Consider the following 25,893-nt stretch of genomic DNA (forward strand, 5'->3'; position numbering starts at 1 on the left):
TGACAGTTTCGCGATGTAACTGCCCTTCATCAGCTTAGCCGACAACAGATGCGGTGAGCGAGAGGAGCTTGGCCCATGGGCAGATCGATCATCGCCGGCATTGTCCTGTGCGCCGTCCTGCTGGGCGGCGCGACCTGGCTGTGGCTGCAGCCGCCCTCCGCCGCCAGCGTGCAGGCAGAGGCGCGCCGCGAAGGCGCCGTGCGCATCCTGGGCAATGCCGATGCGGACGCCGTGGCGCCGCTGATCGCCGACTTCCGCCGGCAGCATCCGCAGGTACAGGTGGTGTACGAGGATCTGCAGTCGAGCATCCTGCACCGTCGCTTCCTGGCGGATGCCGCGGCGGCGCAGCCGGGTGTCGATATCGTCTGGTCCTCCGCCATGGATCTGCAGGCCCGGCTGATCAATGACGGCCACGCACAGCCCTATGCCAGTCCGCACAAGCCGGCCCTGCCGGCCGAAGCGCTGTGGAAGGACATGGGTTACGGCATCACGGCGGAACCGGTGGTGCTGGTCTACAACCGGCAGGCGATCGCGCCCGACCGCGTTCCGCAGACCCATCGCGCGCTGCAACAGCTGCTCGCCAGCGGCGATCCGGCGCTGCGTGGCCAGGTCACGACCTACGATCCGGCGCAGTCGGATGTCGGCTATCTTTACCTGACGCAGGATCTGGCCGCCACTCGCGACACCTACGCCCTGTGGCGGGCGCTGGCGGTCAACGATCCGGTGCTGGCCGCCACCACCGCGCAGATGGTGGATGCAGTGGCCGAGGGGCGCGCCGCGATCGCCTACAACGTGGTCGGCCCTTACGCATCGGAACGGGCGGAGGCGGACGAGCGGCTGGGGGTGGTGTTCCCGCAGGACTACACGCTGGTCGCCTCGCGCATGGCGTTCATCGCCCGCGACGCCCCGCATCCCAATGCCGCCCGGCTGTTCCTGGACTGGATGCTGTCGCGCGAGGGACAGTCGCTGCTCGCCCGCGAATGGCTGCCGCCCGTGCGCACCGACATGGCCAAGGGCGCCCTCGCGGTCGCCCGGCCACGCGCCATTCGCGGTGGCCCGCAACTGTTCGTCAATCTTGATCCCGTGAAGCGCCGGCGCGTGCTGGGCGAATGGGATGCCATTCTTGCCGGAGGGGCAGGCTCATGACCAAAGTGTTTCGCACAACAATCGCGCTGGCCGCGCTGATCGCCGCTACCCCTGCCCTGGCCCAGGCGCCGAGCCCTGCCGAGCTGGAGGCGCTGGTCCGCGCACAGGCTGCGGAGATCGCCACCTTGCGCACCCGGCTGGACCGGCTGGAAGCGCAGCAGGCCGTGCCTGCGACCGCACCGGTCGTTGTGGCGGCGCAGGACACCCCGACCCCTGCCCCGGCTGCGGACGGTCCGGTGGTCGCCGTGACCCGCCCCTTCGCGCCGCAGATCGTGCCGCCCGGCCCGGCGGAACGGAACGTGGCGCAGGTGGAGGCGGCCAATGCGGCCGGCGTCACCACCGAGTGGGGCTCGGGCCTGCCGGTGTTCCATTCGGCGGACGGCGTGTTCACCTACAAGCCGCGCGGCCGCATCCTGACCGATGTCAGCAGCACCTTCGGCTCCGACATCGACGGGCGCAACATCACCACCACCGGCATGCGCGCCCTGCGGCTGGGTGTCGAAGGCGGCGTCGGCACGCAGTTCTTCTACCAGTTCGAGGCCGACTTCTCGGAAAACGAGGTCGATATCGTCACCGCCTTCATCGGCTGGCGCGACCGGATCGGCACCGGCCTGGATTACGATGTGCGCGCCGGGCACCTGTTCAACGACCGCAGTTTCGAAGGTTCGACCGGATCGGATTCCACCCCCTTCATGGAACGCACGGTGGTGGCGACCGCGATCATTCCGCAGCGTGGCTTCTACGGTATCGGCATCATGCCCCGGCTGTTCTGGAAGACCGGCCATGCCTCCCTGACCGTCACGGGTGACCGGGTAGACGGCGCACAGGCGGTGAGCGACAGCCGCACCGCGCTGGGCCGGGTCCACTGGAATCCGGTCAAGGGGCCACGCGGCGTGCTGCATCTGGGCCTGTGGGGCTTCGACGAATCGCTGAACCCGCTGGCCGGGACGCTGACCCGCAACACGGTGATCGGCGGCCGCTTCAATGGCGCGCTGCGGGTGTCCACCGGGCCGCTGCTGGGTGGCACCGGCACCACCGGCTATGGTGCCGAGCTGGGCGGCTATGCCGGGCCGGTGTGGGTCATGGCCGAAGCCGGCCAGCGCCATGCGCGGCTGGACGGTGGGCGGCCGGACTTCACCAGCCAGGCCTGGAGCCTGTCGGGCGGCTGGTTCGTGACGGGCGACCTGCCGCCGTACAATCCGCGCCTCGGCAGCTTCGGCCAGCCCAGCGTCCGGCGGCCGATCTTCGAAGGCGGTCCGGGCGCGATCGAGCTGACCGCGCGATACGAGGATCTGGACTTCACCGACATCGCCACCGGCGGGCGCGGCTGGGCCGCGACGATCGGCGCCAACTGGTACCTCAACAGCTTCACCCGACTGCAGCTGAACGCGATCCACTGGGCCACCGAAGCGCCCACCGGCCCGGCCGCGGGCAGCGACAACGGCAACACCGTCAGCGCCCGCGTCGGCGTCACCTTCTGATGACCCTCCCCATTCCAGCCCGAGGACTCAACCCATGACCCTGGCCCTGTACGGCTTCCTGATGGTGGCCACCTTCATGACGCTGATCATGACCAAGCGGATGACCCCGCTGGTCGCGCTGATCGTCGTGCCCACCATCTTCGCGCTGATCGCCGGCTTTGCCGCGGGCATCGGCGACATGATGATCGAGGGGATCCGCAACCTGGCGCCCACGGGCGTGATGCTGCTGTTCGCCATCCTGTTCTTTTCCATCATGACCGACACCGGCCTGTTCGACCCGCTGGTCAACCGGCTGCTGCGGGTGGTGCATGGCGATCCGCTGCTGATCCTGATCGGCACGGTGGTCCTGTGCGCGCTGGTCAGCCTGGATGGTGACGGGTCGACGACCTACATCATCACGATCGCCGCGCTGCTGCCGCTGTACAAGCGGTACGACATGAACCGGCTGTATCTGTGCTGCCTGCTGATGAGCACCAGCGGCATCATGAACCTGACGCCGTGGGGCGGGCCGACCGCCCGTGCCGCCAGCGCGCTGGAGCTGGATCCGGCCACCGTGTTCCTGCCGCTGATCCCCGGCATGATCGCCGGCCTCGCCTTCCTGATCGGCCTGGCCGTGTGGTTCGGGCGCAAGGAACGCCACCGGCTGGGCCATGTGAAGACGAACGAGCCGACCACCTTCACCGGCATGGCCGTATCGCAGTTCCCCGAGGCACGCCGCCCGCACCTGCGCTGGGTCAACGCGACGCTGACCATCACCCTGCTGGCAGGGCTGGTGTCCGGCATCATGCCGCTGTCCGTGCTGATGATGCTGGCCTTCGCCATCGCCATGATCATCAACTACCCGCAGGTGGCGGAGCAGAAGGAGCGGATCGCGGCCCATGCCGGCAACGTGCTGTCGGTCGTGTCGCTGATCTTCGCCGCCGGCATCTTCACCGGCATCCTGTCCGGTACCGGCATGGTGGAGGCGATGAGCCAGCAGGTGGTGGACTTCATCCCGCCCGCCATGGGCCCATACATGGCGCCGATCACCGCGGCGCTGAGCCTGCCCTTCACCTTCTTCATCAGCAACGACGCGTTCTACTTCGGAATGCTGCCGATCCTGGCGGAGGCGGGTTCGCATTACGGCGTGTCGCCGATGGCGATCGCGCGGGCATCCCTGATGGGCCAGCCGGTCCACCTGCTCAGCCCGCTGGTGCCGTCCACCTACCTGCTGGTCAGTCTGGCGGGGATCGACCTGGCGGACCATCAGCGCTTCACGCTGATCCCGGCCACGCTGGTCTGCGTGGTGATGACGCTGGTGGGCATGGCGGTGCTGGCCTTCCCGTTCGCGGGCTGACCGAAGATGCTGCAGCCTGCCCTGCGTTTCGCCCTCGCCCTCGCCATCGGGGCGGTCGGCGGCGCGCTGTTCCTGGCGATAGATGCGCCGCTGCCATGGGTGCTGGGGTCGATGGCCGGCTGCGCCATCGCCAGCATCGTGGGCCTGCCGGTCGCCGCCAGTTCCGCCACAAGGCGGCCCATGGCGGCGGTGGTGGGCGTGGTGCTGGGCAGCACGTTCCACCCCGGCCTGTTCGCGCTGGTGCAGCAGTTCTGGCTGCCGCTGCTGATGTTGCCACTGTTCCTGGCCGTGTCCGCGCTGCTGTGCGTGACCTGGTTCCGCCGCGTGGCCGGCTTCGATCCGGCGACCGCATGGTTCGCCGGGATGCCGGGCGGCGTGGCGGAAATGGTGCTGCTGGGCGGCGAACGGGGCGCGGACGAGCGCACCGTTGGGCTGGTCCATGGGGCGCGCATCTTCCTGGTGGTGTTCACCCTGCCCTTCATCATCCGCCTGTTCCATGCCGCGCCCGCCACCACCGGCGCCGCCGCGGCGGCGAGCGCGACAGCGGGAGCTGCGACCGCCGACCTGGCGCTGCTGCTGTGGGGCGGCGGCAGCATCGTCGTCGGCCTGCTGCTCGGCCGCGTGCTGCGCCTGCCGGCCTGGCACCTGCTGGGGCCGCTGGTGGTGAGCGCGGCCTTGCACATGTCCGGCGTGACCGACTTCCGCATGCCCGGCTGGCTGCTGGCGGCGGCGCAGGTGGGGATCGGCGCCACGATCGGCTGCCGCTTTGCCGGCCTGGACCTGCGCAGCTTCGCCCGCATCCTGGCGCTGGCGGCAGGATCGACGATCATCCTGCTGGGCCTGACCTTCGTCTTCGCCACCGGCATCGCCCGCCTGACCGGCCTCGACCTAGCGCTGCTCGCGCTCGCCTACTCGCCCGGCGGCCTTGCCGAAATGAGCCTGGTGGCGCTGGGCCTGGCGCTGGAGCCCGGCGTGGTGGTGATCCACCATCTGGCGCGCGTGATCATGGTGCTGGTCGCCGCGCCCATCTTCTTCCGAACCACCGCCAAGGAGCCCCTGCCATGATGATCAACCGTATCCCGCTGATCCTGCTGCCGGCGCTGGGCTGTGACGGGCAGCTATGGTCGCGGCAAGTGCTGGACCTTGGCGATCTCAGCCATCCGCAGCTGGGCGACCTGAGCGTGGACGACACGCTGGCGGGCATGGCGCAGCGGGTGCTGGCCCATGCCCCGCCCCGCTTCGCCGTCGCCGGCGTCAGCCTGGGTGGCTATGTCGCGCTGGAGATGATCCGGCTGGCGCCCGAACGGATCGCCCGCATTGCCCTGTTCGGCACGCGCGCCAGCATGCAGTCCCGCCCGCGCACCATGGCGGAACAGGGCACGTTGGCCACCGCGCCGCATGCCGACCCGGCGCTGACCTCGATCATCAGCGGTCCGGTGCAGGCCATGGCCGAGCGCGTGGGACCGGACGTGTTCGCCCGGCAGCAGCGCGCCTTGCTGGAACGGCCGGATATCGGCCCCGCGATCGACGCGGTGCGCGTGCCGGCGCTGGTGGCCGTGGGCGACCGCGACCGCATCTGCCTGCCCGAAGATGCCCGCCAGCTGGCGGAGCGCATTCCCGGTGCCCGCTTCCACCTGCTGCGCCATTGCGGCCACCTGCCGCCGATGGAGCGGCCCGGCGAGGTGACCATGCTGCTGCGCGACTGGCTGAAGGCATCACCGGCCTGAGAGCAGTCGGCTACGGCTCCCGCCGCACGGGGTAGAGGTGATGCCACGGATCGGCGTGCGGGCCATTGTCCATGATCCAGTGCAGCCGCGCATCGCCATCGGCGGCAAAGGCGGGATCGGCCGCCAGCCGGCGCTCGAACGCGGCGCGCAGTCCGGGGTCACGCTCCAGCAGCCGGTCGGCCAGCGGTGCCAGCACGAAGTCCTCGCTGGTCTTGGGCGGGGTCAGCAATTGCGGGAAGAAGCCCCAGGCCAGGAAGCTGTCGCTGCTCTCCGGCTCCAGCAGCGCGGCCGCAAGCAGCCCGTTAGGCTGGTCGTAGGGCACGCGGATTGAGCCGGCCGGCATCACTTCCTGCCCCTGCCGGTGCTGCATGGTTGCCTGCAGGGGGAAACGTCCTTCATAGGCCGGTTGCGGCACCGGATCGACCAAGGTCACCCGGTCCAGCAGCAGGGTGCGCGGTGCGTCGATCACCTCGAACGCGATGCCGTGCAGCCGCAGCCGGTCGATCACGGGGGTCTCGGCCGCCGGTATCCACCAGGCGCGCGGCAGGATCACGCTCTCGACCTCCTCCTGCCCGATGATCGGCATGCGGAAAGTGACCGGACGCCCCAGCCAGCGCTGCTCCTCCCGCCCCGATGCCGGCGAGACATAGCTGTCGAACGCGACGCCGCGGAAGTTCTCGACATGGCCGATCGGTTCGGCCGCCGGGCGCCAGCGGGTCAGCAGCCGAGAAGGCCGGCTGGCGCGGTCCGCGGCCTTGGCGGCGATGATGCGCGGCGCATCCCGCGCGGCGATCCGCAGGGCCGCCTCGAACAGGACGCGGGTGCCCAGCACGCGCTGGCGGTACGGTTTCAGCGAATGGTTCTCCACCAGCACGGTCGGGACCGAGATGAAGTCGCCATAGCCGGTGGAATAGCGCGGCCCTTCCGGGCTGTAGCGGATGCCCGCCTGCGGGTTCCTGGTGTCGACCGGGCTGGGATAGATGATCGGCAGGTGCCCCCCATCCTCCAGTGCCCGCATCACCGCCGGGCCGAACCGGTCCTGCAGCCAGTCCGCCGTGTTGCGGTGGCGGGCGTAGGTGCCCCAGCCGGCATAGGTGAAGGTGATGTCGTACCCCATGTCGAACCCGGCGCTGACATGCGCATCGACATACAGGATGGGATCCAGCCGCCGCAGCAGGCCGATCATTGCCCGCGTTTCCGGCGCATCGGCCTTGGCATAGTCGCGGTTGAGATTGAGATTGCGGGCGTTCGCCTCCGCCCCCTTCGCCACCGGGCCGTTGATGTGCAGGAAGTTCCACCCGCTCATCAGCTCGTGCCCGTCGGGATTGTAGATCGGCACGAACACGAGGTCGATCGTATCCAGCAGCCCGGCCGCACGTCCGCCGGCAATGTCCCGCAGCAGCATCAGCCCGGCATCCTTGCCGTCGATCTCGCCCGCATGGATGCCTGCCTGGATCAGCACAACCGGCTTGGTCGCGCCGTGCGCGGCGGGGCCGGTGCTGGCCCGCACCATCAGCAGGTCCCGCCCTTCGCCGCTGCGGCCATAGCTGCCCAGCGTCAGTAGCGGGGACGCGGCATCCAGCCGCCGCAGGAAGGCCTCGACCTCGGCAAAGCGCGACGTCGTGGTGAAGCCGGTCGCCTCCGCCGGGGTGATCCACGGATCGCCGGACGCCGCGATCAGCGCCTCGCTCGCCCCGCTCCATGCCGGCGCTGGCGGCAGCACGGTGGCAGGCAGCGTGCCGGCCTCGTCCTGCGCGGCGACGCCGGACGAGGCGAGCAGCGCCGCGGCGAGGAGCGCAGGGCGGCGGAGGAGAGGCATGGTCATCCCGTTCAGAACCTGGCCCGCACACCGACGGTGAACGTCCGCGGCGCCCCCGGCTGAACCCACAGCGGGTGGTAGGAATTGGCGTACCAGTGCTTGTCGAACAGGTTCGTGACCGTCCCGTACAGCGTCATCCCGTCGACCGGCTCCACCTGCGCGAACAGGCGGGCCAGCGCATGATCGGGCAAGGTGAAGTCGGTGCCCGTCTCGCCCGCGCGCTCGCCCACATACTGCATTCCGCCGCCGATCCGCGCATCGCGCCCGGCGAGCGCGAAATCCTTCGCCAGCTGCAGGTTGGCCGTGTGGTCGGGGATGTTGATCAGCGGATCGCCGGGATTCACCTGGAAGGAGAAGTTCGGGTCCAGCACGCTGGATCGTGCCTCCGCATCGATATGGGCATAGCTCAGCAGCAGTTCGACATCGCCCGGCAGCCGGCCTGTTACGTCCAGCTCCACCCCGCGGCTGCGCGCCTTGCCGATCGCGACCGAGAAACCCGGATTGTTCGCGTCGCTCGCCAGCACGTTCGACTTGTCCAGCTGGAACACGGACAGCGTGCCGGAGAACGCCCCGCCCAGCGCGGTCAGCTTCAGGCCCGCCTCGATCGAACGGGAGGTTTCCGGCGCGAAGATCACGCCCGCGGCATCGGTGCCGATATTGGCGCGGAAGCCTTCGCCATAGGCGGCATAGAGCGTGACCGGATCCGCCAGGCGATAGACAATGCCGGCCTGCGGGCTGAAGCGGCTGTCCTGCCGCTCGCTGCTGGTGCGGGTGACGTCATTGTCGGTGCGCAGGGAATAGGCATCGTACCGACCGCCGATGCGGACCTGGAGCCGGTCGGTCAGGCTGACCTGGTCCTGGACGAACAGCCCGGTGGAGCGCTGCGTATCGACCCGGTCGGTGATGATCGCCGTGGCTGGCAGCGGGAAGCGGCCATAGGCCGGCTGCTGGATGTCGATGATATTGCCGGCCTGCACCCCGGGGTTGCCCGACAGGAGCGGCGGGCGGAAGCGGCTGAACGTCTGGTCGTTGGTGAACACATCGTGATCGGCCCCGACCAGCAGGCGATGGCGCAGGGGGCCGGTGTCGAAATCGCCGGTGATCTCGGCCCGGATGACCGATTGTTCCGAATCGTAGCGGCGGGTGCGCCGCTGGCGCGACAGGCTGCGGCCATCGCGATAGATCGCCTGGCGCGATGCCACGGTCTCTGCGTCGGAGGATGCGCCGGTCAGCAGCGTGTCGCGGTGGCTTCCGCCGATCAGCAGGCTCCAGCGGTCGCTGAAATCGTGCTGCACCCGCAACTGGTGCCCGGTCGCCCGCGCCACCGTGTCGCCATCGCCTGGCTCGCCCAGGAAGCGGCTGCGCGGCACAGTTCCGAAGTCGCCATCCAGCACCACGATGCCGCGGTCGAACGGCTGCGACACGCGGGTCCATTCGAAATCATAGGTGATGCGCGTGGCGGACCCCAGCCCGATGCCGAAGGAGGGCAGCAGGCCCCAGCGTTCCTGTGCGATCGTGTCGCGGAAACTGCCGCCATCCTCGAAATAGCCGATCAGGCGCGCAGTGACGTCGCCGGTCACCGCGACATTGGCGTCGGCTTCCACGCGGCCGGTCCCGAAGCTGCCCGCCTGGATGGCGGCCGTGCCGAAGGTATCGCCCAGCACCGCCTGCTTGGTGACGAGATTGACCGTGCCGCCCGGCTCGCCCCGCCCCAGCAGCGCCGCGGCCGGACCCTTCAGCACCTCGATCCGCTGCACGCCCGCCGAATCACGCTGTCCGCCAAAGCCGCGCCCGCCATTGAAACCGTTGACGAGGTAGCCGGTCGGCAGGTTCTCGTCCCCGGCGAAGCCGCGCACGGCGAACGCATCCCACAATCCGCCCAGCGTGTTCTGGCGTGATACGGATGCGTTGAGATCCAGCGCATCGGTCAGGCGGGTGATCGAATTGTCCTGCAGGGTCTCCGCCTCGATCTCGCCGATGCTCTGCGGAATTTCGCTGACGGCGAAATCGCCGCGATAGGCCTGCCGCACGCCGGTGACGGTGATCGACGCGCCGGTCTCCTGCGACTCAGCCGCGCCGTCCTCGGCCCGCGCCGTGACGGCCAGCACGGTGAGCGAACTGGCGAGAAGCAGGCGAAAAAGGCGCATCAGGGTGTGTCCGGTATCAGGCGTGGAAGCATGGGCCGCACGTGACACGCGGCAGAACCGGCCTCATAATGGTATATTGTCACCTGACAACCCGCAGCGTGTGCAGGTGCAACATTGCACGCACCAGCCGGCTGATGGCGGTGCCGTGCGGCTGGCCCGCCGCAGCGGCGGCCGCTTGCGCGACTTATGCTTTGCTATGGAACCTCGCCGCCTTGCGGAGAGAAGAATGGTGCCCAGAAGAGGACTCGAACCTCCACGCCCTTGCGAGCGCCAGCACCTGAAGCTGGTGCGTCTACCAATTCCGCCATCTGGGCACGGGCGCCTCGGTCATTGCTGCCGGGGCGCTGGGTAGGAGGGGGGCACTAGCCGCGCTTCACAGGCCCGTCAACGCCCCAAATCAACTTTCCTGCATGCTTGCAGCAAAGCAGGGCTTGCGGCATGGCACCCGTACGGATTGGTGGCGCCCTTCGCGGGCGCGAACAATGGATCAGGCATGGCGCAGAACGACATTTTCGAAAACCGCCTGGCGGTGCTCATCGGCGGCGGCGGCTTCCTCGGCATCCATGTGGCGCAAGATCTGCTGCGCCGCGGCGCGCGCCTGCGCGTGGCGAGCCGCAGCCCGGAAGGGGCCTTCAACCTGAAGCCGCTGGCGGGTCTCGGGCAGCTGCAGTTCGCCCGCTGCGACGTGACGAAGCGCGACAGCATCGCCAACGTGCTGCAGGGCGCGGACATGGTGGTCTATCTGGTCGGCACGTTCGGCGCCAAGGCGCAGGAACTGCAGGCCGATGGCGCCGGTATGGCTGCCGCCTATGCCGCGCAGCAGGGCGCCACCGCCTTCACCTATGTCTCCGCGATCGGCGCTGATGCCCAGTCCGACAGCACCTATGCCCGCACGAAGGGTGATGGCGAGCGGCAGGTGCTGGCCGCCTTCCCCGACGCCACGATCCTGCGTCCGTCCGTCCTGTTCGGGGAAGACGACAATTTCATCAACATGTTCGCCCGCCTGATCAGCCAGTTCCCGGTCCTGCCGGTGTTCGGCAGCGATGCACGGCTGCAACCGCTGTGGGTGGACGATGCCGCCGCCGCGATCACGGCGGCGCTGGCCGATCCGCAGGCGCATGGCGGCAAGACCTACGAACTGGCCGGTCCAGACGTGGTGACCATGGGCGAGATCAATCGGCGCCTGGCCGCCGCGCAAGGGCGTGATCGCCGCTTCTGGGCCGTGCCGGACGGTCTGGCCGGCCTGTTCGCCCGCCTGCCGGGCAGCCCGATGGGCCCCGATCAGTGGAAGCTGCTGCAGCGTGGCAGCGTTGCCGGCGGCACGCTGCCCGGGATCGGCGAACTGGGTGTGACCCCGCACCCGCTCAGCCTGTTCCTGGATCGCTGGATGCTGCGCTATCGCAAGGCGGGGCGCTTCGGGGTCAAGACCGAAGCCGGCTGATCAGAGCCCGCTGGCGCTGCCCGACCCGTCCGGCAGCGCCAGCGCCTCCACCAGCAGCACGGTGCCGCGCGTCGCGACCACGCGGACACGCTGCCCCTCCGCCATGTCGGGCCCTTCGGCCAGCCACTCGCCGTCACCCAGCCGCACCCGGCCCTGCCCGTGCGCGATCGCCTGCACCACCAGCGCGCTCTGCCCCACCATCTGCATGCCCCGGCGATTGAGCAGCGGGTCGGGGCCTTCCAGCGGGCGGCTCTGCAGGAACCGGCGGGCGGAGAAGACGGCGATCAGCGACAGCGCCACGAAGTCGATGATCTGCACCGGCAGGCTTGGCTCCACCACCGCCGTCAGCACGCCCGTGGCAAGGGCCGCCAGCGCCAGCCAGATCAGGTAGACGCCGGGTACCAGCATCTCCGTGCCGGCCAGCACCAGGCCCAGCGTGATCCATGCCCAGTGGGCCTCGATCCCGCCAAGTCCATCCATCAGCCGCGCACCACCGGCACGGCGGAGCCGGCGGCCGCGCGCGGCGGCACGGGTGCGCCGGGCTGCACACCTTGCGGTGCATCCTTGCCAAGCACCTCCTTCGCCAGCTCGCCGATGCCGCCCAGCGTGCCCATCAGCTGCGTCGCTTCGATCGGGAACAGGATGGTCTTGGCGTTTGGCGAATCGGCAAACTTGGCGATGGCGCGGGTATATTCCTGCGCCACGAAGTAGTTGATCGCCTGCGCACCCGATTCGCCGATCGCGTCGGAGACCATCCGCGTGGCGTTCGCCTCCGCTTCGGCCCCGCGCTCGCGCGCCTCGGCCTGGCGGAAAGCGGCCTCGCGCTTGCCTTCGGCGGACAGGATGGCGGACTGCTTCTCGCCCTCGGCGCGCAGGATACGGCTGGCGCGGTCGCCCTCGGCCTCCAGGATTTCGGCGCGCTTCAGCCGCTCGGCCTTCATCTGCCGGGCCATGGCTTCGCTGATGTCGATCGGCGGGCGGATGTCCTTGATCTCGACGCGGGTGATCTTCACGCCCCAGGGGCTGGTCGCATGGTCCACCACAGACAGCAGCCGGGCATTGATCTCGTCCCGTCTGGAGAGAGTCTCGTCCAGGTCCATGGAGCCCATCACGGTGCGCAGGTTGGTGGTGACGATGGCCATGATGGCAAGATTGACGCCGCGCACCTCGTAGGCGGCCTTGGCTGCGTCCAGCACCTGGAAGAACACCACGGCATCGACGCCGACCATCGCGTTGTCACGGGTGATGATTTCCTGGCCCGGAATGTCGAGCACCTGTTCCATCACGTTGATCTTGTACCCGATGCGATCGACAAACGGGATGATCAGATGAAGGCCGGGCTCGGCGGCCAGGGTGAACTTGCCCAGCCGCTCGACCGTGTAGACATGGCCTTGGCGCACGACGCGCACGCCCATCGCCAGGAAGATCAGCAGGACCGCGACCAGCGCGGCGAGAACTACGTACAGCATTCCGGCCCTCTTCCTTTCCCGTCTGGCGGGATGGTAGCGAGGGCGGGCAGGCGGGGGAAGCGAAACACGCCCCCGCCTGCCGACAGGTCAGTTGCCCGAGCGGGACGCCCGCTTGCGCTGGTTCGGGTCGAGGTAGCGCTTGCGCAGGCGCACGCTCTGCGGCGTCACTTCCACCAGCTCGTCATCCTGGATGTAGGCGATGGCCTGCTCCAGCGTCATCTTGCGCGGCGGCGTCAGGCGGACGGCATCGTCCTTGCCGGTCGACCGGAAGTTGGTCAGCTGCTTGGACTTGAGGGGGTTCACCTCCAGATCCTGCGGCTTCGCATTCTCGCCGATGATCATGCCTTCGTACAGCTTCTCACCCGGGTTGATGAACAGCACGCCGCGTTCTTCCAGGGCGTTCAGCGCGTAGGGTACGGCCTCACCCTGCTCCATGGAGATCAGCACGCCGTTCTGGCGGCCGCTGATCGGACCCTTGTAGGGCCCGTACTTCTCGAACAGCCGGTTCATGATCCCGGTGCCGCGCGTGTCGGACAGGAATTCGCCGTGATAGCCGATCAGGCCGCGGCTGGGGGCGGAGAAGGTGATGCGCGTCTTGCCGGCGCCGGACGGGCGCATGTCGGTCATCTCGCCCTTGCGGGCCGCCATCTTCTCGACAACCGTGCCGCTGAACTCCTCGTCCACGTCGATCACGACGGTCTCGTACGGCTCCTCGCGGTTGGCGCCCTCGCCCTTGAACAGCACGCGCGGACGGCTGATCGACAGCTCGAACCCTTCGCGGCGCATGTTCTCGATCAGCACGCCCAGCTGCAGCTCGCCGCGGCCGGCCACCTCGAAGGCGTCCTTCTCGGCGCTCTCGGTCAGGCGGATGGCGACGTTGGTTTCCGCCTCACGCTCCAGCCGGTCGCGAATCACGCGGCTCTGCACCTTGTCACCCTCGCGGCCCGCATAGGGGCTGTCGTTCACGGCGAAGCTCATGGACAGCGTCGGCGGATCGATCGGCTGCGCATGGACCGGCACGGAGACGGTCGGATCGCACAGCGTGTTGGACACGGTCGCCACGGTCAGGCCGGCAATGGCGACGATGTCGCCCGCCTTGGCATGCAGCACGGGCACGCGGTCCAGGCCTTCATAGGAGAAGATCTTGGTCGCACGGCCGGTCTCGACCTGCTTGCCGAACACGTCCAGCGCCTTGATCGGCATGCCGACTTCCAGGCGGCCGCTTTCCACGCGGCCGGTCAGGATGCGGCCCAGGAACGGGTCGCGGTCCAGCAGGGTCGCCAGCATGGCGAAGGCACCGTCCTCGTCCAGGTCGGGCGCGGGCACGTGGCTCACGATCTTCTCGAACAGCGGCACCAGGTCGCCCTCGCGCACGTCCTCGCTCACGCCGGCATAGCCGTTGCGGCCGGAGGCGTAGAGCACAGGGAAGTCGAGCTGCTCGTCATTGGCATCCAGCGTCACGAACAGGTCGAACACCTCGTCCAGCACCTCGGTCGCGCGGGCGTCGGAGCGGTCGATCTTGTTGACCACCACGATCGGCTTCAGGCCCAGGCCCAGCGCCTTGCCGGTGACGAACTTGGTCTGCGGCATCGGCCCTTCGGCCGCGTCCACCAGCAGGATCACGCCATCCACCATGGACAGGATGCGCTCCACCTCGGCGCCGAAATCGGCGTGACCCGGGGTGTCGACGATGTTGATGCGGTGGTTGCGCCACTCGATGGAGGTCGGCTTCGCCAGGATGGTGATCCCGCGTTCCTTTTCCAGGTCGTTCGAATCCATGGCCCGTTCTTCCACGCGCTGATTCTCGCGGAAGGTGCCGGACTGGCGGAACAGCTGGTCGACAAGAGTTGTCTTGCCGTGGTCGACGTGGGCGATGATCGCCACGTTGCGCAGGGACATGGTGCGTAAGGCTTTCGGAAGAGAATGGATCGCCGCGCCCTTAGCCGCGATGACGCGTTGCAACAAGGGGCGCGCTGTCATGCCGCTCCTTTGCCGCCCGCGCCGATGCCGCTAGGACACGGTAGAGGCCCAGCAGGAGTTTGATACGATGTGCGAGCAGGATCATGTGACGACGATGCGCGCCGGTCTCAGCCGGCGGCAGTTCGGCGCGTTTGCCGGCCTTGGCGCCCTGGCGGCCTGCGCCACCCCAAATGCGGGCGCGGCGGCCGGCCTGGCGGAGCGCAAGGTGACCTTTCCCGCCGACGGCGCGACGATGGATGCGTTCTGGGTCCACCCGCGCGACGGTCGTCACCCGGCGGTGATCCTGTGGCCCGATATCGCAGGCCTGCGCCCGGTATTCGAGATGATGGCCCGGCGGCTGGCGACGCAGGGCTTCGCCGTGCTGGTGCTGAACCCCTATTTCCGGGACCGGCCCGCCCCGCAATTCGCCGATTTTGCCGCGATCATGGAGGCCGGCTTCGCCACCGTGGCGCCATGGCGGGCGAAGAACGATGCCGCCGGCGTGACGCGCACCGCGCGCGATGTGGTCGCATGGCTCGACGGGCAGCCGCAGGTCGACACGAACGCTGGCATCGGCACGCAGGGCTATTGCATGGGTGGCCCATACACGGTGTGGACCGCCGCCGCAGCGCCGACGCGGGTGAAGGCAGCGGCCAGCTTCCATGGCGGCGGTCTGGTCACCGATGCGCCAACCAGCCCGCATGCGGTGCTGGACGACACGCAGGCGCAGTTCCTCATCGCGATCGCGCAGGATGACGATGCCAAGGCGCCCGGCGACAAGGACACGCTGCGGCAGGCAGCGCAGGCTGCCGGGCGTCCGGCGATCGTGGAGGTGTTCGCCGGCGACCATGGCTGGACCGTGGCCGACAGCCCGGCCTACGCGGAAGCGGAGGCGGAACGCGCCTGGACCGCGCTGCTGGCGCTGTACGAACGGGCGCTGTGACCGGGCGGCGGCAGGTCAGCGCCTGCCGCTCACCATTGGTGGCGGCCGTCCACGTCGATGATGGTGATCGCATCACGATCGAAATCGACGTTCATCCGGACGTTGTAGCTCATCTTCTCGACATCGGGCTGCTCATGGTCGGGCGAGCGGCCATGCGTGACCATGCCGCAGGTGGCACAGCTGAAATGCGCGCCATCGGTCGGTGCTAGGTGATCAGGTCGCGCCCGGTGCCCAGCAACGTGAACTGGTCGGGCGGGCAATAGGCCCACCGGGCCCCGACTCGGTCGCAATAGGTGCAGTTGCACCGGGTGACCTGTTCGGGCGTCGGCGCCTGGAACCGCACCCTTTCGCAATGACAGCTGCCTTCGAACATGCCCGCTCTCCCGTGACCTGCGCGACCCAGGTGGCCGTCAGCCGCTCCTGTCAGCCAGCGTCCGTCTCCGCCGGAAACTCTTCCGTGTCGATCGTGCCCCGGATCGCGTCATGATACCGGTGCCCGCGCACGGTCAGCTGGCTGATGAGCACCCCCGCCTCCGTCACGATCTCCTCCGCCACGGCGATCGTCGCGGCGGCGTGGTTCTGCTCCAGGTGGGCGATGCTGGTGGTGCCGGGGATCGCATGCACATGCTCGCCCTGCTGCAGTACCCAACGCAGCGCCAGCTGTGCGGGTGTGAGGCCCGCCTCCTGCGCCAGCGCCGCCAAGCCCCGGATCAGGCGCAAGTTCTCCGGCCAGTTCTCCGCCGAGAAGCGCGGCATCGACCGGCGCAGGTCGCCGTCCTCGAGCGTGGAGGGATCGGCCAGTTCCGCGCCAAACGCCCCGCGGCCCAGCGGGCTGAAGGCGACCAGCGCGATGCCGAGCTCCGTGCAGGCATCCTTGACCCCCAGTTCGACATTGCGGGTCCACAGCGAATATTCGGTCTGCACCGCGGCCATCGGGTGCACGGCATGCGCCTCGCGGACATGCGCTGCGCTCCATTCGGATACGCCATAAGCGCCGATCTTGCCGGCGGCGATCGCTTCCGCCAGCGCGCCGACCATGTCGGCAACCGGCACCTTGCGATCGAACCGGTGCATGTAGAACAGGTCGATATGGTCGGTCTGCAACCGTGCCAGGCTGTCCTCGATGGACTGGTGCATGGCCGCCGGGCGGCAGTCGATCCCGCGATTGGCCCCTTCGACCACGATGCCGGTCTTGCTCGCCAGCAGGAACTCGCCACGCCGGGCCTTAAGCGCACGGGCCAGCAACTCCTCGTTGGTGCCCTTGCCGTAGATGTTGGCCGTGTCGAGGTGGTTGCAGCCCAGGTCCAGCGCGCGGTTCAGCAGGCGGACCTTGTCCTCCTCCGCCGGTGGCGTGCCATACGCCCAGGACAGGTTCATGCAGCCCAGCCCGATCGGATGGACCTGGCGCCCCGCCAGCAAACGGATCACGACCATCCGTCCTGCGCTTCCAGCTGCTGCGCCAGTTCGCCGATCACGCGGTAGCAATCCAGCACCTGCGCGACCGAGCTGTTCGGCTCGCGCCCTTCGCGGATCGCGGCCACGAATTCGCGGTCCTGCAGCTCGATGCCATTGTTGCTGACCGCCACGCCGGCCAGGTCCACCGGTTCCTCGCGCCCGGTCACCAGGTCGTCGTAGCGGGCGATGTAGGTGGCGCTGTCGCCGATGTAGCGGAAGAAGGTGCCCAGCGGCCCGTCATTGTTGAACGACAGCGACAGGGTGCAGATCGCGCCGGTTTCGCTCTTCAGCTGGATCGACATGTCCATCGCGATGCCCAGTTCCGGGTGCTTCGGCCCCTGGATCGCATTGGCGGCGACGATGCGGCCCGCCTGATAGGCGAACAGGTCGATCGTGTGCGCCGCATGGTGCCACAGCAGGTGGTCGGTCCAGCTGCGCGCCTCGCCCTTGGCGTTCATGTTCTTGCGACGGAAGAAATAGGTCTGCACATCCATCTGCTGCACGGCGAACTCGCCTGCCACGATGCGGTTGTGCACGTACTGATGGCTGGGATTGAAGCGGCGGGTGTGGCCGACCATGCAGACGCGGCCGGTCGCCTGCGCCTTGTCCGCCACGGCCTGCGCATCGCCCCAGCTGTCGGACAGCGGGATTTCCACCTGCACATGCTTGCCCGCCTCCATGCACTGGATCGCCTGTTCGGCGTGCATCTGGGTGGGCGTGCACAGGATCACCGCGTCGACGTCCGGCAAGGCCAGCGCCTCGCCGAGCTCGGTGCCGGAATGGGGCGCGCCATACTTCGCGGCGACCTCCGCCGCCTGCTCGGCCCGGCGGCTGATGACGGAGGCGATCTCCACCCCGTCGATTTTCCGGAGGCCGTCGAGATGCTTTTCGCCAAAGGCACCGGCGCCGATCAGGGCGATACGCATGGGGGGAACTCCTGTAAGTTTCGTGGGCAACGGGTCAGGCGACGACCGTTTCCGCGACCTCGTTCTTCAGCACGATGTGGCCCAGCGCCGTGTTGGAACAGGGCACATGATAATGGCGGTGCAGTTCCGTCACCTTGCCCTGCAACGCGCCGCGCATGATCAGCCACATGACCATCTCGATCCCTTCGGACCCGGTCTCGCGCAGATATTCGATATGCTCGATCGTGCGCAGCTTCTGCGGATCGCTGGTCATCAGGTCCAGGAAACGCTGGTCCCATTCCTTGTTGATCAGCCCGGCGCGCGGACCCTGCAGCTGGTGGCTCATGCCGCCGGTACCCCAGATATGGACGTTCAGATCCTCCGGGTAGCTTTCCACCGCCCGCGCGATCGCCTCGCCCAGCATCCAGCAGCGATTGCCCGATGGCGGGGGATAGGTGACGACGTTGACCGCCACCGGCACGACCTTGACCGGCCATTGTGCCGGCGTCTTGTTGTCCTTGCTGTCGAAGAACACGTCCATCGGCACGGTCAGGCCGTGATCGACCTCCATCTCGTTGATGATGGTGATGTCGAACTCGTCCAGGATGCAGCTTTGCGCGATGTGCCAGGCCAGGTCCGGATGCCCGGGCACCGGCGGCACCGGGCGCGGACCCCAGCCCTCGTCCGCCGGCCTGAACTCGTCGGAGCAGCCGATGGCGAAGGTGGGAATGAACTTCATGTCGAAGGCGGATGCGTGGTCGTTATAGACCAGGATCACCACGTCGGGCTTCTCCTGCGCGACATAGTCCTTGGTCCACTGGTACCCTTCGAAGATCGGCTGCCAGTAGGGTTCGTCGGTCCGGCCCTGATCGACCATCGCGCCGATTGCGGGGATATGGCTGGTGCTCAGCCCGTGGGTGATGCGTGCCATGGTTCAGTACCCTCCCTTGATCGAGCGGTTGCCATGGGGCGAGCGCCCGCCGCCGACCATCATCGCGAAATATTCGTCCTTGGTCATGCCGGTCATGGTGCTGACCGCATCCTGGAAACTCAGCTTGTCGGTGGAGAACAGCTTGGCCAGGAAATAGATGTTGCCGCCCAGGTCCAGCAGCAAATTGTAATCGCGTGCGATCACCGCATCCTTGATCTCGTCCGACAGCTGCCATTCGTCCAGATAGGCGCGCTGGTCCGCCAGGAAGCGTGCGCGGTTGTCTTCCTTCATCAGGCTCATGGCGAACTGGTTCAGGTGGTATCCCTGCCGCGCCCGGCGCGCGGTATAGACGCGGGTGCCGGGGATGTCGTCGAACTCGGCGAGGTAGGCGGCCACATCGCGCGGCATGGTCTGTGTCATGGCTTGTTCTCCCAAACATAGCTGAGCGGCGCCTCGCGGAAGGCGAAGCGGTCGAGATGCCGCTCGATCACGCCGCGCAGCTGTTCGTTGCGGCTTTCATCGGGCGTGACCAGGGTAATGGCAATGCCGGCGGGTTGCGCATGCATCACGGCATTGTCGTGCTCGCCGAACGGAAATGCGGCGGTCTGCCCGTCCGCATCCCAGCTGGCGGCCATCTTGTGGCTCCAGTGCTTGACCAGCTGCTGCAGGTAGCGGGCGGGCTGTTCGCACGGTGCGAAGCCGGTGGCGGTGACGCCCGTCACAATCCGCGCGCCTGCAATTGCGCATCCAGCCGCGGGAACACCCGGCGAGCATTGCCTTCGAAGATCGCGTGACGCTGCTCCGCCGTGATGTCGAGCGCATCGACGTAGCGCTTGGTGTCGTCGAAATACTGCCCCGTCTCCGGGTCGATGCCGCGCACCGCGCCGACCATCTCGCTGCCGAACAGGATGTTCTTGCTCTCGATCACCTTGGCCAGCAGGTCGATGCCCGGCTGGTGGTAGACGCAGGTGTCGAAGAACACGTTGTTCATCAGGTGCTGGTCCAGCGTCGGCTGCTTCAGCATGTCCGCCAGCCCGCGATAGCGGCCCCAGTGGAACGGCACGGCGCCGCCGCCATGCGGGATGATGAAGCGCAGGGTCGGGAAGCGGCTGAACAGGTCCCCCTGCAGCAGTTGCATGAAGGCGACCGTGTCCGCGGCGATGTAGAACCCGCCGGTGGCATGCATCGCCGGGTTGCAGCTGCCGGACACGTGGATCATCGCCGGCACGTCCAGCTCCACCATCGCCTCGTAGATCGGGAACCAGTACGGGTCCGTCAGCGGTGGATGGGTGAAGTGCCCGCCACCGGGATCGGGGTTCAGGTTGCAGCCGATGAAGCCCAGTTCCGTGACGCAGCGGCGCAGTTCGGTGACCGACTCCGCCAGATCCGCCTGTGGGCTCTGCGGCAGCATGCACACGCCGGTGAACGTATCCGGGTAAAGCTGCGTCACGCGCCAGATGAGATCGTTGCAATGCCGCGCCCAAGCGGCGCTGACCCGCTGGTCGCCCACATGATGCGCCATGGCGCTGGCGCGGGGGGAGAAGATGGTCAGGTCCGCACCGCGCTCCCTGATCAGGCGCAGCTGGTTGTCCTCGATCGTCTGGCGCACCTCGTCATCGCTGATCGCGGGGTATGGCGGCGGAGCGCTCCCCTCCTTGAAAGCGGCGACCTGCGCCTCGCGCCACTGGTCGTGCCCCTTGGGCAGGACGGTATAGTGGCCGTGGCAGTCGATGATCAGTGTCATGCGGCCGATCCCCCCTCTTCTGTTCTGGTGTCTGTCGTTGCGGCGCGGCGTTGCGAAAGCACGGTCCCGCGCGTCATCACCGGCTCCACTCCCAATGCGTCCAGGGTGCGGGTGGCTTCTTCCATCTCCGCCGCCCGGCGCAAGCCGTGGGTGGCCATCCGTTCGCGATTATACGCCACCCGCTCCGTCCAGGACAGCGCCTTCTCCGACGCATCGAGTGATGCCATCACCTCGGTGAACACGCCCGCGGCATCGGCCGCGGCGGCGCATTCATGACTCAGCGCCTCCAGCCCCTTCACCATCACGGAGCGGATCATCTTGATGGCCGATGCCCGGCCGATCTCCGCCCCGACAACCTGCCGCCGGGTGAAGCCCAGTGCGGCCAGCCCTGCGTCGGCCGCCTCCGCCGCCGCTCCGGCCAGCAGCAGCGGCACGGCCAAGTCCTGCCCCACGGGCGCCATCACCGCCACATCGACGTAACGCCCGCCAGCAGCCTCGACCGCAGCAGCGGCGGCCCGCTTGGTGCCGGGCGCGACCGAATTCATGTCGCACCACAGCGCCCCGGCGGGCAGCAGCGCGGCATAGTCCTGGGCTGCAGGCAGCGCACTGTCCGCGGTGACCAGGGACAGCACGATCTCCGCCCCGGCCAGCGCGGCGGCTGCATCCGGCGCCGGTGTCACGCCCAGCGGCTGCATCAGCGCCCGTCGCCCGGGCAGCATATCCCAGCCATGCGCATGGCCCGCCCAGCTGCCAGCGCGGGCAAAGCGCGATCCGGCCTCGCCGAAGCCGATCAGCGCAATGCGCGGTGGGTTGGTTGCCGTCAGACTCATGATCCTCTTGCTCGGGCGTTTATCGGATGCGGGCAGTGCTTACAAGTTATTGCAATATCATATAGCAAAGATGGCTTGACGGGGCGACCTGCCCGGGTCCACCCCGCCAGGCGCGAACATAAAGGCAGGAGAGTCGCCCATGGCAGGTGTCGTCGTCCAGAACATCCAACGTGCAGATGCCGAAATCGTCGCCGCACTGGGCGCCTGCGGTGTCGCCACCGTGCATGAGTCGCAAGGACGCACCGGCCTGCTCGCCAGCTACATGCGGCCGATCTATGCCGGTGCGCGCATCGGTGCGTCGGCCGTCACCATCTCCGTGCCGCCGGGCGACAATTACATGGTCCATGCCGCGATCGAGCAGTGCCGCGACGGTGACGTGCTGGTGATCGCGCCCACCTCCCCGTGCGAGGACGGCTATTTCGGCGACCTGCTGGCGACCAGCGCGCAGGCCCGCGGCGTGCGCGGGCTGATCATCGACGCCGGCATCCGCGACGTGCGCGACCTGACCGAAATGGGCTTCCCCGTCTGGGCCAAGCGGGTCTTCGCGCAAGGGACGATCAAGGCATCGCTGGGCAGCGTGAACGTGGACGTGGTCTGCGCCGGCGCCTTCATCCGCGCGGGCGACGTGATCGTGGCCGACGATGACGGCGTCTGCGTCGTCCGGCGGGAAGATGCGCCCGAGGTGCTGAAGGCCGCGCAGGCGCGCGAGGCGAACGAAGGGGCCAAGCGCCAGCGGCTGGCCGGGGGCGAGCTGGGCCTGGACATGTACGGCTTCCGCCAGAAACTGACCGACATGGGCCTGAAGTGGATCTGACCGTGCAGCGCGAGGCACCCGTCATGTGGATGCGCGGCGGCACGTCCAAGGGCGCGTTCTTCCTGGCGGAGGACCTGCCCGCCGATCCGGCGGCGCGCGACGCCTTCCTGCTGCGGGTGATGGGCAGCCCCGATGCGCGGCAGATCGATGGCATGGGCGGCGCGGACCCGCTGACCAGCAAGGTCGCGGTGGTCGCTGCTTCGGAGCGTGAAGGCGTGGATGTCGATTACCTGTTCCTGCAGGTGTTCGTGGATCAGGCGCTCGTCAGCGACCAGCAGAACTGCGGCAACATGCTGGCCGGCGTCGGCCCCTTCGCTATCGAGCGCAGGCTGGTTGCGGCTGCCGGCAACGAGACGCGGGTGGCGATCCACATGGAGAATACCGGCCAGACGGCCATCGCCACCGTGCAGACACCCGGCGGAACGGTGACCTATGCCGGCGATGCACGGATCGACGGCGTACCCGGCAGCCATGCGCCGGTCCCGCTGGAGTTCCGCGACACGGCCGGTTCCAGCTGCGGCGCGCTGTTGCCGACCGGCAATGTGGTGGACGTGATCGAGGGCGTGCCCTGCACCCTGATCGATAACGGCATGCCCTGCATCGTGTTCAAGGCGGAGGATGTGGGCGCCACCGGCACCGAGAGCCGCGAGGAGCTGGAGTCCGACGCCATGCAGCCGCTGCGCGAGAAGATCGAGGCGATCCGGCTGGCCGCGGGCGAGCGGATGAACCTCGGGGCTGTGGCGGACAAGTCGGTGCCCAAGATGATGCTGGTCGCCCCGCCACAGCATGGCGGTGCGATGACCGTGCGCAGCTTCATCCCCAAGCGGGCCCATGCCACGATCGGCGTGCTGGGCGCGGTGACCATTGCCACCGCCTGCCTGCTGGACGGCTCGCCCGCAGCGGAGGTCGCCAGCATTCCGGACGGCACCAAGAAGACGCTCTCCGTCGAACACCCGACGGGCGAGATGACCTGCGTGCTGGAACTGGACGCGGATGGCGCCGTCGCCAGCGCGGCCCTGCTGCGCACCGCGCGCAAGCTGATGGATGGAACCGTCTATGTCTGACCGCATCACCAGCTGGCACCCCAGCCCGGGCAAGCCGCGCTTCACCCCGCCCCCCGGCGCAGTGGACGCGCACTGCCATGTGTTCGGCCCGCAGGACCGGTTCCCGTTCAGCCCCAAGGCCAAGTACCTGCCCGAAGATGCCGGGCCGGAGATGCTGTTCGCCCTGCGCGATCACCTTGGCTTCTCCCGCAACGTGATCGTGCAGGCCAGCTGCCATGGAACCGACAATGCCGCCACGCTGGACGCCATCGCGCGCTCCGACGGCATGGCGCGCGGCGTGGCGGTGGTCGATCCGGCGATCGGCGCGGAGGAACTGGCGGCGCTGCACGCGGGCGGCATGCGCGGCATCCGCTTCAACTTCCTCAAGCGGCTGGTCGACAATGCGCCCAAGGACCGGTTCCTGGAGGTCGCCAGCCGCCTGCCCGCCGGCTGGCACGTGGTGATCTATTTCGAGGCCGACATCCTGGAAGAGCTGCGCCCGTTCATGGATGCGATCCCCGTGCCGATCGTGGTCGATCACATGGGCCGGCCGGATGTGACCCAAGGCCCTGACGGACCGGACTTGCTGGCCTTCCGCCGCCTGCTGGACAGCCGGCCGGACATCCACTTCAAGCCCACCTGCCCCGATCGGCTCGACCCGTCCGGCGACCCGTGGGATGCCTTCGCCGCGGCCGTGCGCCCGCTGGTGGAAGAGTATCCCGACCGCTGCATCTGGGGCACGGACTGGCCGCACCCCAACATGCAGGATGCGGTGCCCGATGATGGCCACCTGACCGACATGATCCCGCGCATCGCTCCGACGGAGCAGCTGCAGCGCAAGCTGCTGGTCGACAACCCCCGCCGGCTTTACTGGGCGGAGGAGGTCTGACCGGTCAGTACGCTGCCGCCACGTCCAGCTTCGGGTCGGGGCCGAAACGGTTTTCGCCCGGGGTGCCGGGCAGGAACATGATCACCAGCATGGCGATGCTGGCGATCAGGCCGACGAACGGGATCAGCGACGCGACCACGAAGCCCAGATACCACCAGCCGCTCATGTTCCGGTCGTGCAGGCGCCGCACGGATACGGCGATCGACGGGATGAAGGTGGCCAGGAACCACAGCAGGATCAGCACGCCCACGCCGCTGAACATCGCCCCGTACATGGCGAACGGATCTTCCGGCGTGGCAGTGTCGAACAGCCCCGGCGTGCTGGCGAACATGATGCCGAGCAGTACCGTGTTGACGATCGTGATCAGCAACGCGAACGACCAGAACTCCATCCGCCGCGCCCGGCCGGTGAACTGGGCATAGCGTTTGAACGGCAGCACCATGTAATCGAGCATAGACATTCCCCCCTTTGTGATCCTGGTCACAGGCCAGGACTGTACAACAGCGTAAGGGGAAGGCCCGTTCGCGGCAATGCCGATCCCCGGTGTGGCAGGTCCGGTCTGTCTGACGGCATACAATGCGGAACACCGCCGGCTCCGATCGATTCACATATATGAACCGTTCAGTTGGCCGAACCCGACCCAAATGGCCCGGTGAACGGACGCGCGGGGCGGGCCTTTACGGGCGCCGTCCCGCTTCGGTTCAGCTGCCCCACACCTCTGCCGCCACATCCACCACCAGCCGGATCTTGGCTGCCTGCTGCTCCACCGACAGGTCGTTGCCGTGCACGGTGGAGGCAAAGCCGCACTGCGGGCTGAGCGCCAGCTGGTCGATATCGACGAACTTCGCCGCTTCCTCGATCCGCAGCAGCACGTCCTCGCGGCTTTCCAGCTCGCCCAGCTTGGTGGTGACCAGGCCCAGCACCACCGTCTTGCCCTTGGGCAGGAAGCGCAAGGGCGCGAAGTCGCCGGAACGCGGATCGTCATATTCCAGGAAGAAGGCGTCCACCGCCAGCTCGTTGAACATGATCTCCGCCACCGGCTCGTAGCCGCCTTCCGCGGCCCAGCTGCTGCGGAAATTGCCGCGGCACAGATGCACCGCGCGGATCATGTCGTCGGGCGCGCCGGCGAAGCTGTCATTGATCAGCTGGGCGTAGCGGCGCGGCGTCGCGTCGGGGTCGATCCCGCGCGCCTTGGCGTCCGCGCGATGACTGTCGTCACACAGATAGGCCAGGTTGGTGTCGTCCATCTGGATGTAGCGGCAGCCAGCTTCCGCCAGGCTGGCGACCTCCGCACGGTAGGCGGCGGCGACGTCGGCGTAGAAGTCCTCCATGTCCGGATAGACATCGGCCGGGATGCCGTCGCGCCCGGCGCGGAAGTGCAGCATGGTGGGGCTGGGGATCGACACCTTCGGCGTGCGCGTGGTCTGCCCCGCCAGGTAGGTGTAGTCGGCCAGCTGGATCGGCTGGCGATGCGCGACCTTGCCGGTCACCACCATCTTGGGCGGGGCGAACTGCACATCGGTGCCCGTGTCGTTCTTGAACGCCTTGGCGATGCCGCCCTGCTCCTCCACGCCATCCAGCTGCAGCAGGAAATCGGTGTGGAAGAAGTATCGGCGATACTCGCCGTCGGTGATCGCCTGCAGGCCCAGACCCTCCTGCCAGCGGACCAGCTCCGCGATCGCCTCGTCCTCGATCTGGCGCAGCGCGGCGCGGTCGATCTCGCCCGCGGCCCGCCGGTCGCGCGCCTCGATCACGGACCGGGGACGCAGGAAGGAGCCGACATGGTCGGCGCGGGAGGGGAGCTTGCAGGTCAT

At 68.2% G+C, this 25,893-nt stretch carries 26 protein-coding genes and 1 tRNA gene; 10 read left to right on the forward strand and 17 right to left on the reverse strand.

Going from position 1 to position 25,893, the window contains the following annotated elements; translation table 11 throughout:
- Positions 1-75: 75 nt before the first annotated feature.
- The 5 genes from PK98_RS10630 to PK98_RS10650 are packed head-to-tail and all read left to right on the forward strand — an operon-like array spanning position 76 to position 5,690.
- Positions 76-1,146 carry an ABC transporter substrate-binding protein gene (locus tag PK98_RS10630; RefSeq protein WP_039096898.1) on the forward strand — a complete coding sequence of 357 codons (1,071 nt, stop codon included), beginning with the start codon at positions 76-78 and terminating at the stop codon, positions 1,144-1,146.
- Positions 1,143-2,627, forward strand: coding sequence for an OprO/OprP family phosphate-selective porin (locus tag PK98_RS10635; protein WP_052208539.1), 1,485 nt, complete (start codon positions 1,143-1,145; stop codon positions 2,625-2,627). The genes PK98_RS10630 and PK98_RS10635 overlap by 4 nt, the downstream gene beginning before the upstream one ends.
- Positions 2,628-2,661: 34 nt before the next feature.
- On the forward strand, positions 2,662-3,963 hold the full coding sequence (locus PK98_RS10640; RefSeq protein ID WP_039096900.1) for a CitMHS family transporter: 1,302 nt from the start codon (positions 2,662-2,664) through the stop codon (positions 3,961-3,963).
- 9 nt (positions 3,964-3,972) lie between these two features.
- Positions 3,973-5,028 (forward strand): AbrB family transcriptional regulator, encoded by a 1,056-nt coding sequence (locus PK98_RS10645; RefSeq protein ID WP_152608685.1) that lies wholly within the window; start codon positions 3,973-3,975, stop codon positions 5,026-5,028.
- Positions 5,025-5,690: an alpha/beta fold hydrolase gene (locus tag PK98_RS10650; protein ID WP_081996199.1), complete on the forward strand. Its 666-nt coding sequence runs from the start codon at positions 5,025-5,027 to the stop codon at positions 5,688-5,690. The genes PK98_RS10645 and PK98_RS10650 overlap by 4 nt, the downstream gene beginning before the upstream one ends.
- Positions 5,691-5,700: 10 nt before the next feature.
- On the opposite strand, the gene PK98_RS10655 is transcribed toward PK98_RS10650, so the two are convergent.
- The 3 genes from PK98_RS10655 to PK98_RS10665 all read right to left on the reverse strand — a co-directional run bounded on the left by PK98_RS10655 (position 5,701) and on the right by PK98_RS10665 (position 9,970).
- Positions 5,701-7,509: a M14 family metallopeptidase gene (locus PK98_RS10655; RefSeq protein ID WP_200885046.1), complete on the reverse strand. Its 1,809-nt coding sequence runs from the start codon at positions 7,507-7,509 to the stop codon at positions 5,701-5,703.
- Positions 7,510-7,520: 11 nt separating this feature from the next.
- Complete coding sequence (locus PK98_RS10660) at positions 7,521-9,656, reverse strand: TonB-dependent siderophore receptor (protein WP_039096905.1); 2,136 nt, start codon at positions 9,654-9,656, stop codon at positions 7,521-7,523.
- 227 nt (positions 9,657-9,883) lie between these two features.
- Positions 9,884-9,970, reverse strand: a tRNA-Leu gene (locus PK98_RS10665).
- Between the two features lie 143 nt (positions 9,971-10,113).
- Here PK98_RS10665 and PK98_RS10670 point away from each other — a divergent pair.
- Positions 10,114-11,097, forward strand: coding sequence for an NAD-dependent epimerase/dehydratase family protein (locus tag PK98_RS10670; protein WP_326998663.1), 984 nt, complete (start codon positions 10,114-10,116; stop codon positions 11,095-11,097).
- On the opposite strand, the gene PK98_RS10675 is transcribed toward PK98_RS10670, so the two are convergent.
- From PK98_RS10675 to typA, 3 genes are all read right to left on the reverse strand, one after another.
- A complete protein-coding gene (locus PK98_RS10675; RefSeq protein ID WP_039096907.1) occupies positions 11,098-11,577 on the reverse strand; it encodes an NfeD family protein in 480 nt (159 codons plus the stop codon).
- Positions 11,577-12,566, reverse strand: coding sequence for an SPFH domain-containing protein (locus tag PK98_RS10680; protein WP_039096908.1), 990 nt, complete (start codon positions 12,564-12,566; stop codon positions 11,577-11,579). The genes PK98_RS10675 and PK98_RS10680 overlap by 1 nt, the downstream gene beginning before the upstream one ends.
- Positions 12,567-12,653: 87 nt before the next feature.
- The gene (typA, locus tag PK98_RS10685) at positions 12,654-14,465 is read right to left on the reverse strand and encodes a translational GTPase TypA (protein ID WP_039096909.1); all 1,812 of its coding nucleotides are present in this window, start codon (positions 14,463-14,465) and stop codon (positions 12,654-12,656) included.
- Between the two features lie 148 nt (positions 14,466-14,613).
- Between typA and PK98_RS10690 the strand changes: the two genes are divergently transcribed.
- The gene (locus PK98_RS10690) at positions 14,614-15,468 is read left to right on the forward strand and encodes a dienelactone hydrolase family protein (protein WP_039096911.1); all 855 of its coding nucleotides are present in this window, start codon (positions 14,614-14,616) and stop codon (positions 15,466-15,468) included.
- Positions 15,469-15,497: 29 nt separating this feature from the next.
- On the opposite strand, the gene PK98_RS17500 is transcribed toward PK98_RS10690, so the two are convergent.
- Genes PK98_RS17500 through PK98_RS10730 form a run of 9 tightly spaced genes read right to left on the reverse strand, consistent with a single transcriptional unit; the run spans position 15,498 to position 21,333 of the window.
- The gene (locus tag PK98_RS17500) at positions 15,498-15,632 is read right to left on the reverse strand and encodes a hypothetical protein (protein ID WP_268745946.1); all 135 of its coding nucleotides are present in this window, start codon (positions 15,630-15,632) and stop codon (positions 15,498-15,500) included.
- A gap of 41 nt (positions 15,633-15,673) precedes the next feature.
- Positions 15,674-15,841, reverse strand: coding sequence for a GFA family protein (locus tag PK98_RS17070; protein WP_161792433.1), 168 nt, complete (start codon positions 15,839-15,841; stop codon positions 15,674-15,676).
- 50 nt (positions 15,842-15,891) lie between these two features.
- Positions 15,892-16,902, reverse strand: a complete 1,011-nt coding sequence (locus PK98_RS10700; RefSeq protein ID WP_039096913.1) for an aldo/keto reductase — start codon at positions 16,900-16,902, stop codon at positions 15,892-15,894.
- Positions 16,893-17,849 carry a Gfo/Idh/MocA family oxidoreductase gene (locus PK98_RS10705; protein WP_039096914.1) on the reverse strand — a complete coding sequence of 319 codons (957 nt, stop codon included), beginning with the start codon at positions 17,847-17,849 and terminating at the stop codon, positions 16,893-16,895. The genes PK98_RS10700 and PK98_RS10705 overlap by 10 nt, the downstream gene beginning before the upstream one ends.
- Positions 17,850-17,883: 34 nt before the next feature.
- A complete protein-coding gene (locus PK98_RS10710; protein ID WP_039096915.1) occupies positions 17,884-18,759 on the reverse strand; it encodes a class III extradiol dioxygenase subunit beta in 876 nt (291 codons plus the stop codon).
- Between the two features lie 3 nt (positions 18,760-18,762).
- Positions 18,763-19,179 (reverse strand): protocatechuate 4,5-dioxygenase subunit alpha, encoded by a 417-nt coding sequence (gene ligA / locus PK98_RS10715; protein WP_039096918.1) that lies wholly within the window; start codon positions 19,177-19,179, stop codon positions 18,763-18,765.
- Complete coding sequence (locus tag PK98_RS10720) at positions 19,176-19,481, reverse strand: DUF2218 domain-containing protein (protein ID WP_052208541.1); 306 nt, start codon at positions 19,479-19,481, stop codon at positions 19,176-19,178. The genes ligA and PK98_RS10720 overlap by 4 nt, the downstream gene beginning before the upstream one ends.
- Positions 19,478-20,503 (reverse strand): amidohydrolase family protein, encoded by a 1,026-nt coding sequence (locus PK98_RS10725; RefSeq protein ID WP_039096920.1) that lies wholly within the window; start codon positions 20,501-20,503, stop codon positions 19,478-19,480. The genes PK98_RS10720 and PK98_RS10725 overlap by 4 nt, the downstream gene beginning before the upstream one ends.
- Positions 20,500-21,333 (reverse strand): DUF1932 domain-containing protein, encoded by an 834-nt coding sequence (locus tag PK98_RS10730; protein ID WP_039096921.1) that lies wholly within the window; start codon positions 21,331-21,333, stop codon positions 20,500-20,502. Before PK98_RS10730 ends, PK98_RS10725 begins: the two co-directional genes overlap by 4 nt.
- Before the next feature lie 139 nt (positions 21,334-21,472).
- On the opposite strand from PK98_RS10730, the gene PK98_RS10735 reads away from it, so the two are divergent.
- Genes PK98_RS10735 through PK98_RS10745 form a run of 3 tightly spaced genes read left to right on the forward strand, consistent with a single transcriptional unit; the run spans position 21,473 to position 24,079 of the window.
- A complete protein-coding gene (locus PK98_RS10735; RefSeq protein ID WP_039096923.1) occupies positions 21,473-22,147 on the forward strand; it encodes a 4-carboxy-4-hydroxy-2-oxoadipate aldolase/oxaloacetate decarboxylase in 675 nt (224 codons plus the stop codon).
- Between the two features lie 23 nt (positions 22,148-22,170).
- On the forward strand, positions 22,171-23,211 hold the full coding sequence (locus PK98_RS10740; protein ID WP_039097570.1) for a 4-oxalomesaconate tautomerase: 1,041 nt from the start codon (positions 22,171-22,173) through the stop codon (positions 23,209-23,211).
- Positions 23,204-24,079 (forward strand): amidohydrolase family protein, encoded by an 876-nt coding sequence (locus PK98_RS10745; protein WP_039096925.1) that lies wholly within the window; start codon positions 23,204-23,206, stop codon positions 24,077-24,079. Before PK98_RS10740 ends, PK98_RS10745 begins: the two co-directional genes overlap by 8 nt.
- 4 nt (positions 24,080-24,083) lie before the next feature.
- Here the strand turns inward: PK98_RS10745 and PK98_RS10750 are convergent, their stop codons facing one another.
- A complete protein-coding gene (locus tag PK98_RS10750; RefSeq protein WP_326998664.1) occupies positions 24,084-24,539 on the reverse strand; it encodes a DUF805 domain-containing protein in 456 nt (151 codons plus the stop codon).
- Between the two features lie 241 nt (positions 24,540-24,780).
- Complete coding sequence (locus PK98_RS10755; RefSeq protein ID WP_039096927.1) at positions 24,781-25,893, reverse strand: 5-methyltetrahydropteroyltriglutamate--homocysteine S-methyltransferase; 1,113 nt, start codon at positions 25,891-25,893, stop codon at positions 24,781-24,783.

The organism is Croceibacterium mercuriale, assembly GCF_000802385.1.
Classification (GTDB): domain Bacteria; phylum Pseudomonadota; class Alphaproteobacteria; order Sphingomonadales; family Sphingomonadaceae; genus Croceibacterium; species Croceibacterium mercuriale.

What these genes read in the sequence shown, in the direction of transcription:
- PK98_RS10630 (WP_039096898.1), top strand. Translation starts at nt 76, where the DNA reads ATGGGCAGATCGATCATCGCCGGCATTGTCCTGTGCGCCGTCCTGCTG.
- PK98_RS10635 (WP_052208539.1), top strand. Translation starts at nt 1,143, where the DNA reads ATGACCAAAGTGTTTCGCACAACAATCGCGCTGGCCGCGCTGATCGCC.
- PK98_RS10640 (WP_039096900.1), top strand. Translation starts at nt 2,662, where the DNA reads ATGACCCTGGCCCTGTACGGCTTCCTGATGGTGGCCACCTTCATGACG.
- PK98_RS10650 (WP_081996199.1), top strand. Translation starts at nt 5,025, where the DNA reads ATGATGATCAACCGTATCCCGCTGATCCTGCTGCCGGCGCTGGGCTGT.
- PK98_RS10655 (WP_200885046.1), bottom strand. Translation starts at nt 7,509, where the DNA reads ATGCCTCTCCTCCGCCGCCCTGCGCTCCTCGCCGCGGCGCTGCTCGCC.
- PK98_RS10660 (WP_039096905.1), bottom strand. Translation starts at nt 9,656, where the DNA reads ATGCGCCTTTTTCGCCTGCTTCTCGCCAGTTCGCTCACCGTGCTGGCC.
- PK98_RS10675 (WP_039096907.1), bottom strand. Translation starts at nt 11,577, where the DNA reads ATGGATGGACTTGGCGGGATCGAGGCCCACTGGGCATGGATCACGCTG.
- PK98_RS10680 (WP_039096908.1), bottom strand. Translation starts at nt 12,566, where the DNA reads ATGCTGTACGTAGTTCTCGCCGCGCTGGTCGCGGTCCTGCTGATCTTC.
- typA (WP_039096909.1), bottom strand. Translation starts at nt 14,465, where the DNA reads ATGTCCCTGCGCAACGTGGCGATCATCGCCCACGTCGACCACGGCAAG.
- PK98_RS10690 (WP_039096911.1), top strand. Translation starts at nt 14,614, where the DNA reads ATGTGCGAGCAGGATCATGTGACGACGATGCGCGCCGGTCTCAGCCGG.
- PK98_RS17500 (WP_268745946.1), bottom strand. Translation starts at nt 15,632, where the DNA reads ATGGTCACGCATGGCCGCTCGCCCGACCATGAGCAGCCCGATGTCGAG.
- PK98_RS17070 (WP_161792433.1), bottom strand. Translation starts at nt 15,841, where the DNA reads ATGTTCGAAGGCAGCTGTCATTGCGAAAGGGTGCGGTTCCAGGCGCCG.
- PK98_RS10700 (WP_039096913.1), bottom strand. Translation starts at nt 16,902, where the DNA reads ATGGTCGTGATCCGTTTGCTGGCGGGGCGCCAGGTCCATCCGATCGGG.
- PK98_RS10705 (WP_039096914.1), bottom strand. Translation starts at nt 17,849, where the DNA reads ATGCGTATCGCCCTGATCGGCGCCGGTGCCTTTGGCGAAAAGCATCTC.
- PK98_RS10710 (WP_039096915.1), bottom strand. Translation starts at nt 18,759, where the DNA reads ATGGCACGCATCACCCACGGGCTGAGCACCAGCCATATCCCCGCAATC.
- ligA (WP_039096918.1), bottom strand. Translation starts at nt 19,179, where the DNA reads ATGACACAGACCATGCCGCGCGATGTGGCCGCCTACCTCGCCGAGTTC.
- PK98_RS10725 (WP_039096920.1), bottom strand. Translation starts at nt 20,503, where the DNA reads ATGACACTGATCATCGACTGCCACGGCCACTATACCGTCCTGCCCAAG.
- PK98_RS10730 (WP_039096921.1), bottom strand. Translation starts at nt 21,333, where the DNA reads ATGAGTCTGACGGCAACCAACCCACCGCGCATTGCGCTGATCGGCTTC.
- PK98_RS10735 (WP_039096923.1), top strand. Translation starts at nt 21,473, where the DNA reads ATGGCAGGTGTCGTCGTCCAGAACATCCAACGTGCAGATGCCGAAATC.
- PK98_RS10740 (WP_039097570.1), top strand. Translation starts at nt 22,171, where the DNA reads ATGTGGATGCGCGGCGGCACGTCCAAGGGCGCGTTCTTCCTGGCGGAG.
- PK98_RS10745 (WP_039096925.1), top strand. Translation starts at nt 23,204, where the DNA reads ATGTCTGACCGCATCACCAGCTGGCACCCCAGCCCGGGCAAGCCGCGC.
- PK98_RS10750 (WP_326998664.1), bottom strand. Translation starts at nt 24,539, where the DNA reads ATGTCTATGCTCGATTACATGGTGCTGCCGTTCAAACGCTATGCCCAG.
- PK98_RS10755 (WP_039096927.1), bottom strand. Translation starts at nt 25,893, where the DNA reads ATGACCTGCAAGCTCCCCTCCCGCGCCGACCATGTCGGCTCCTTCCTG.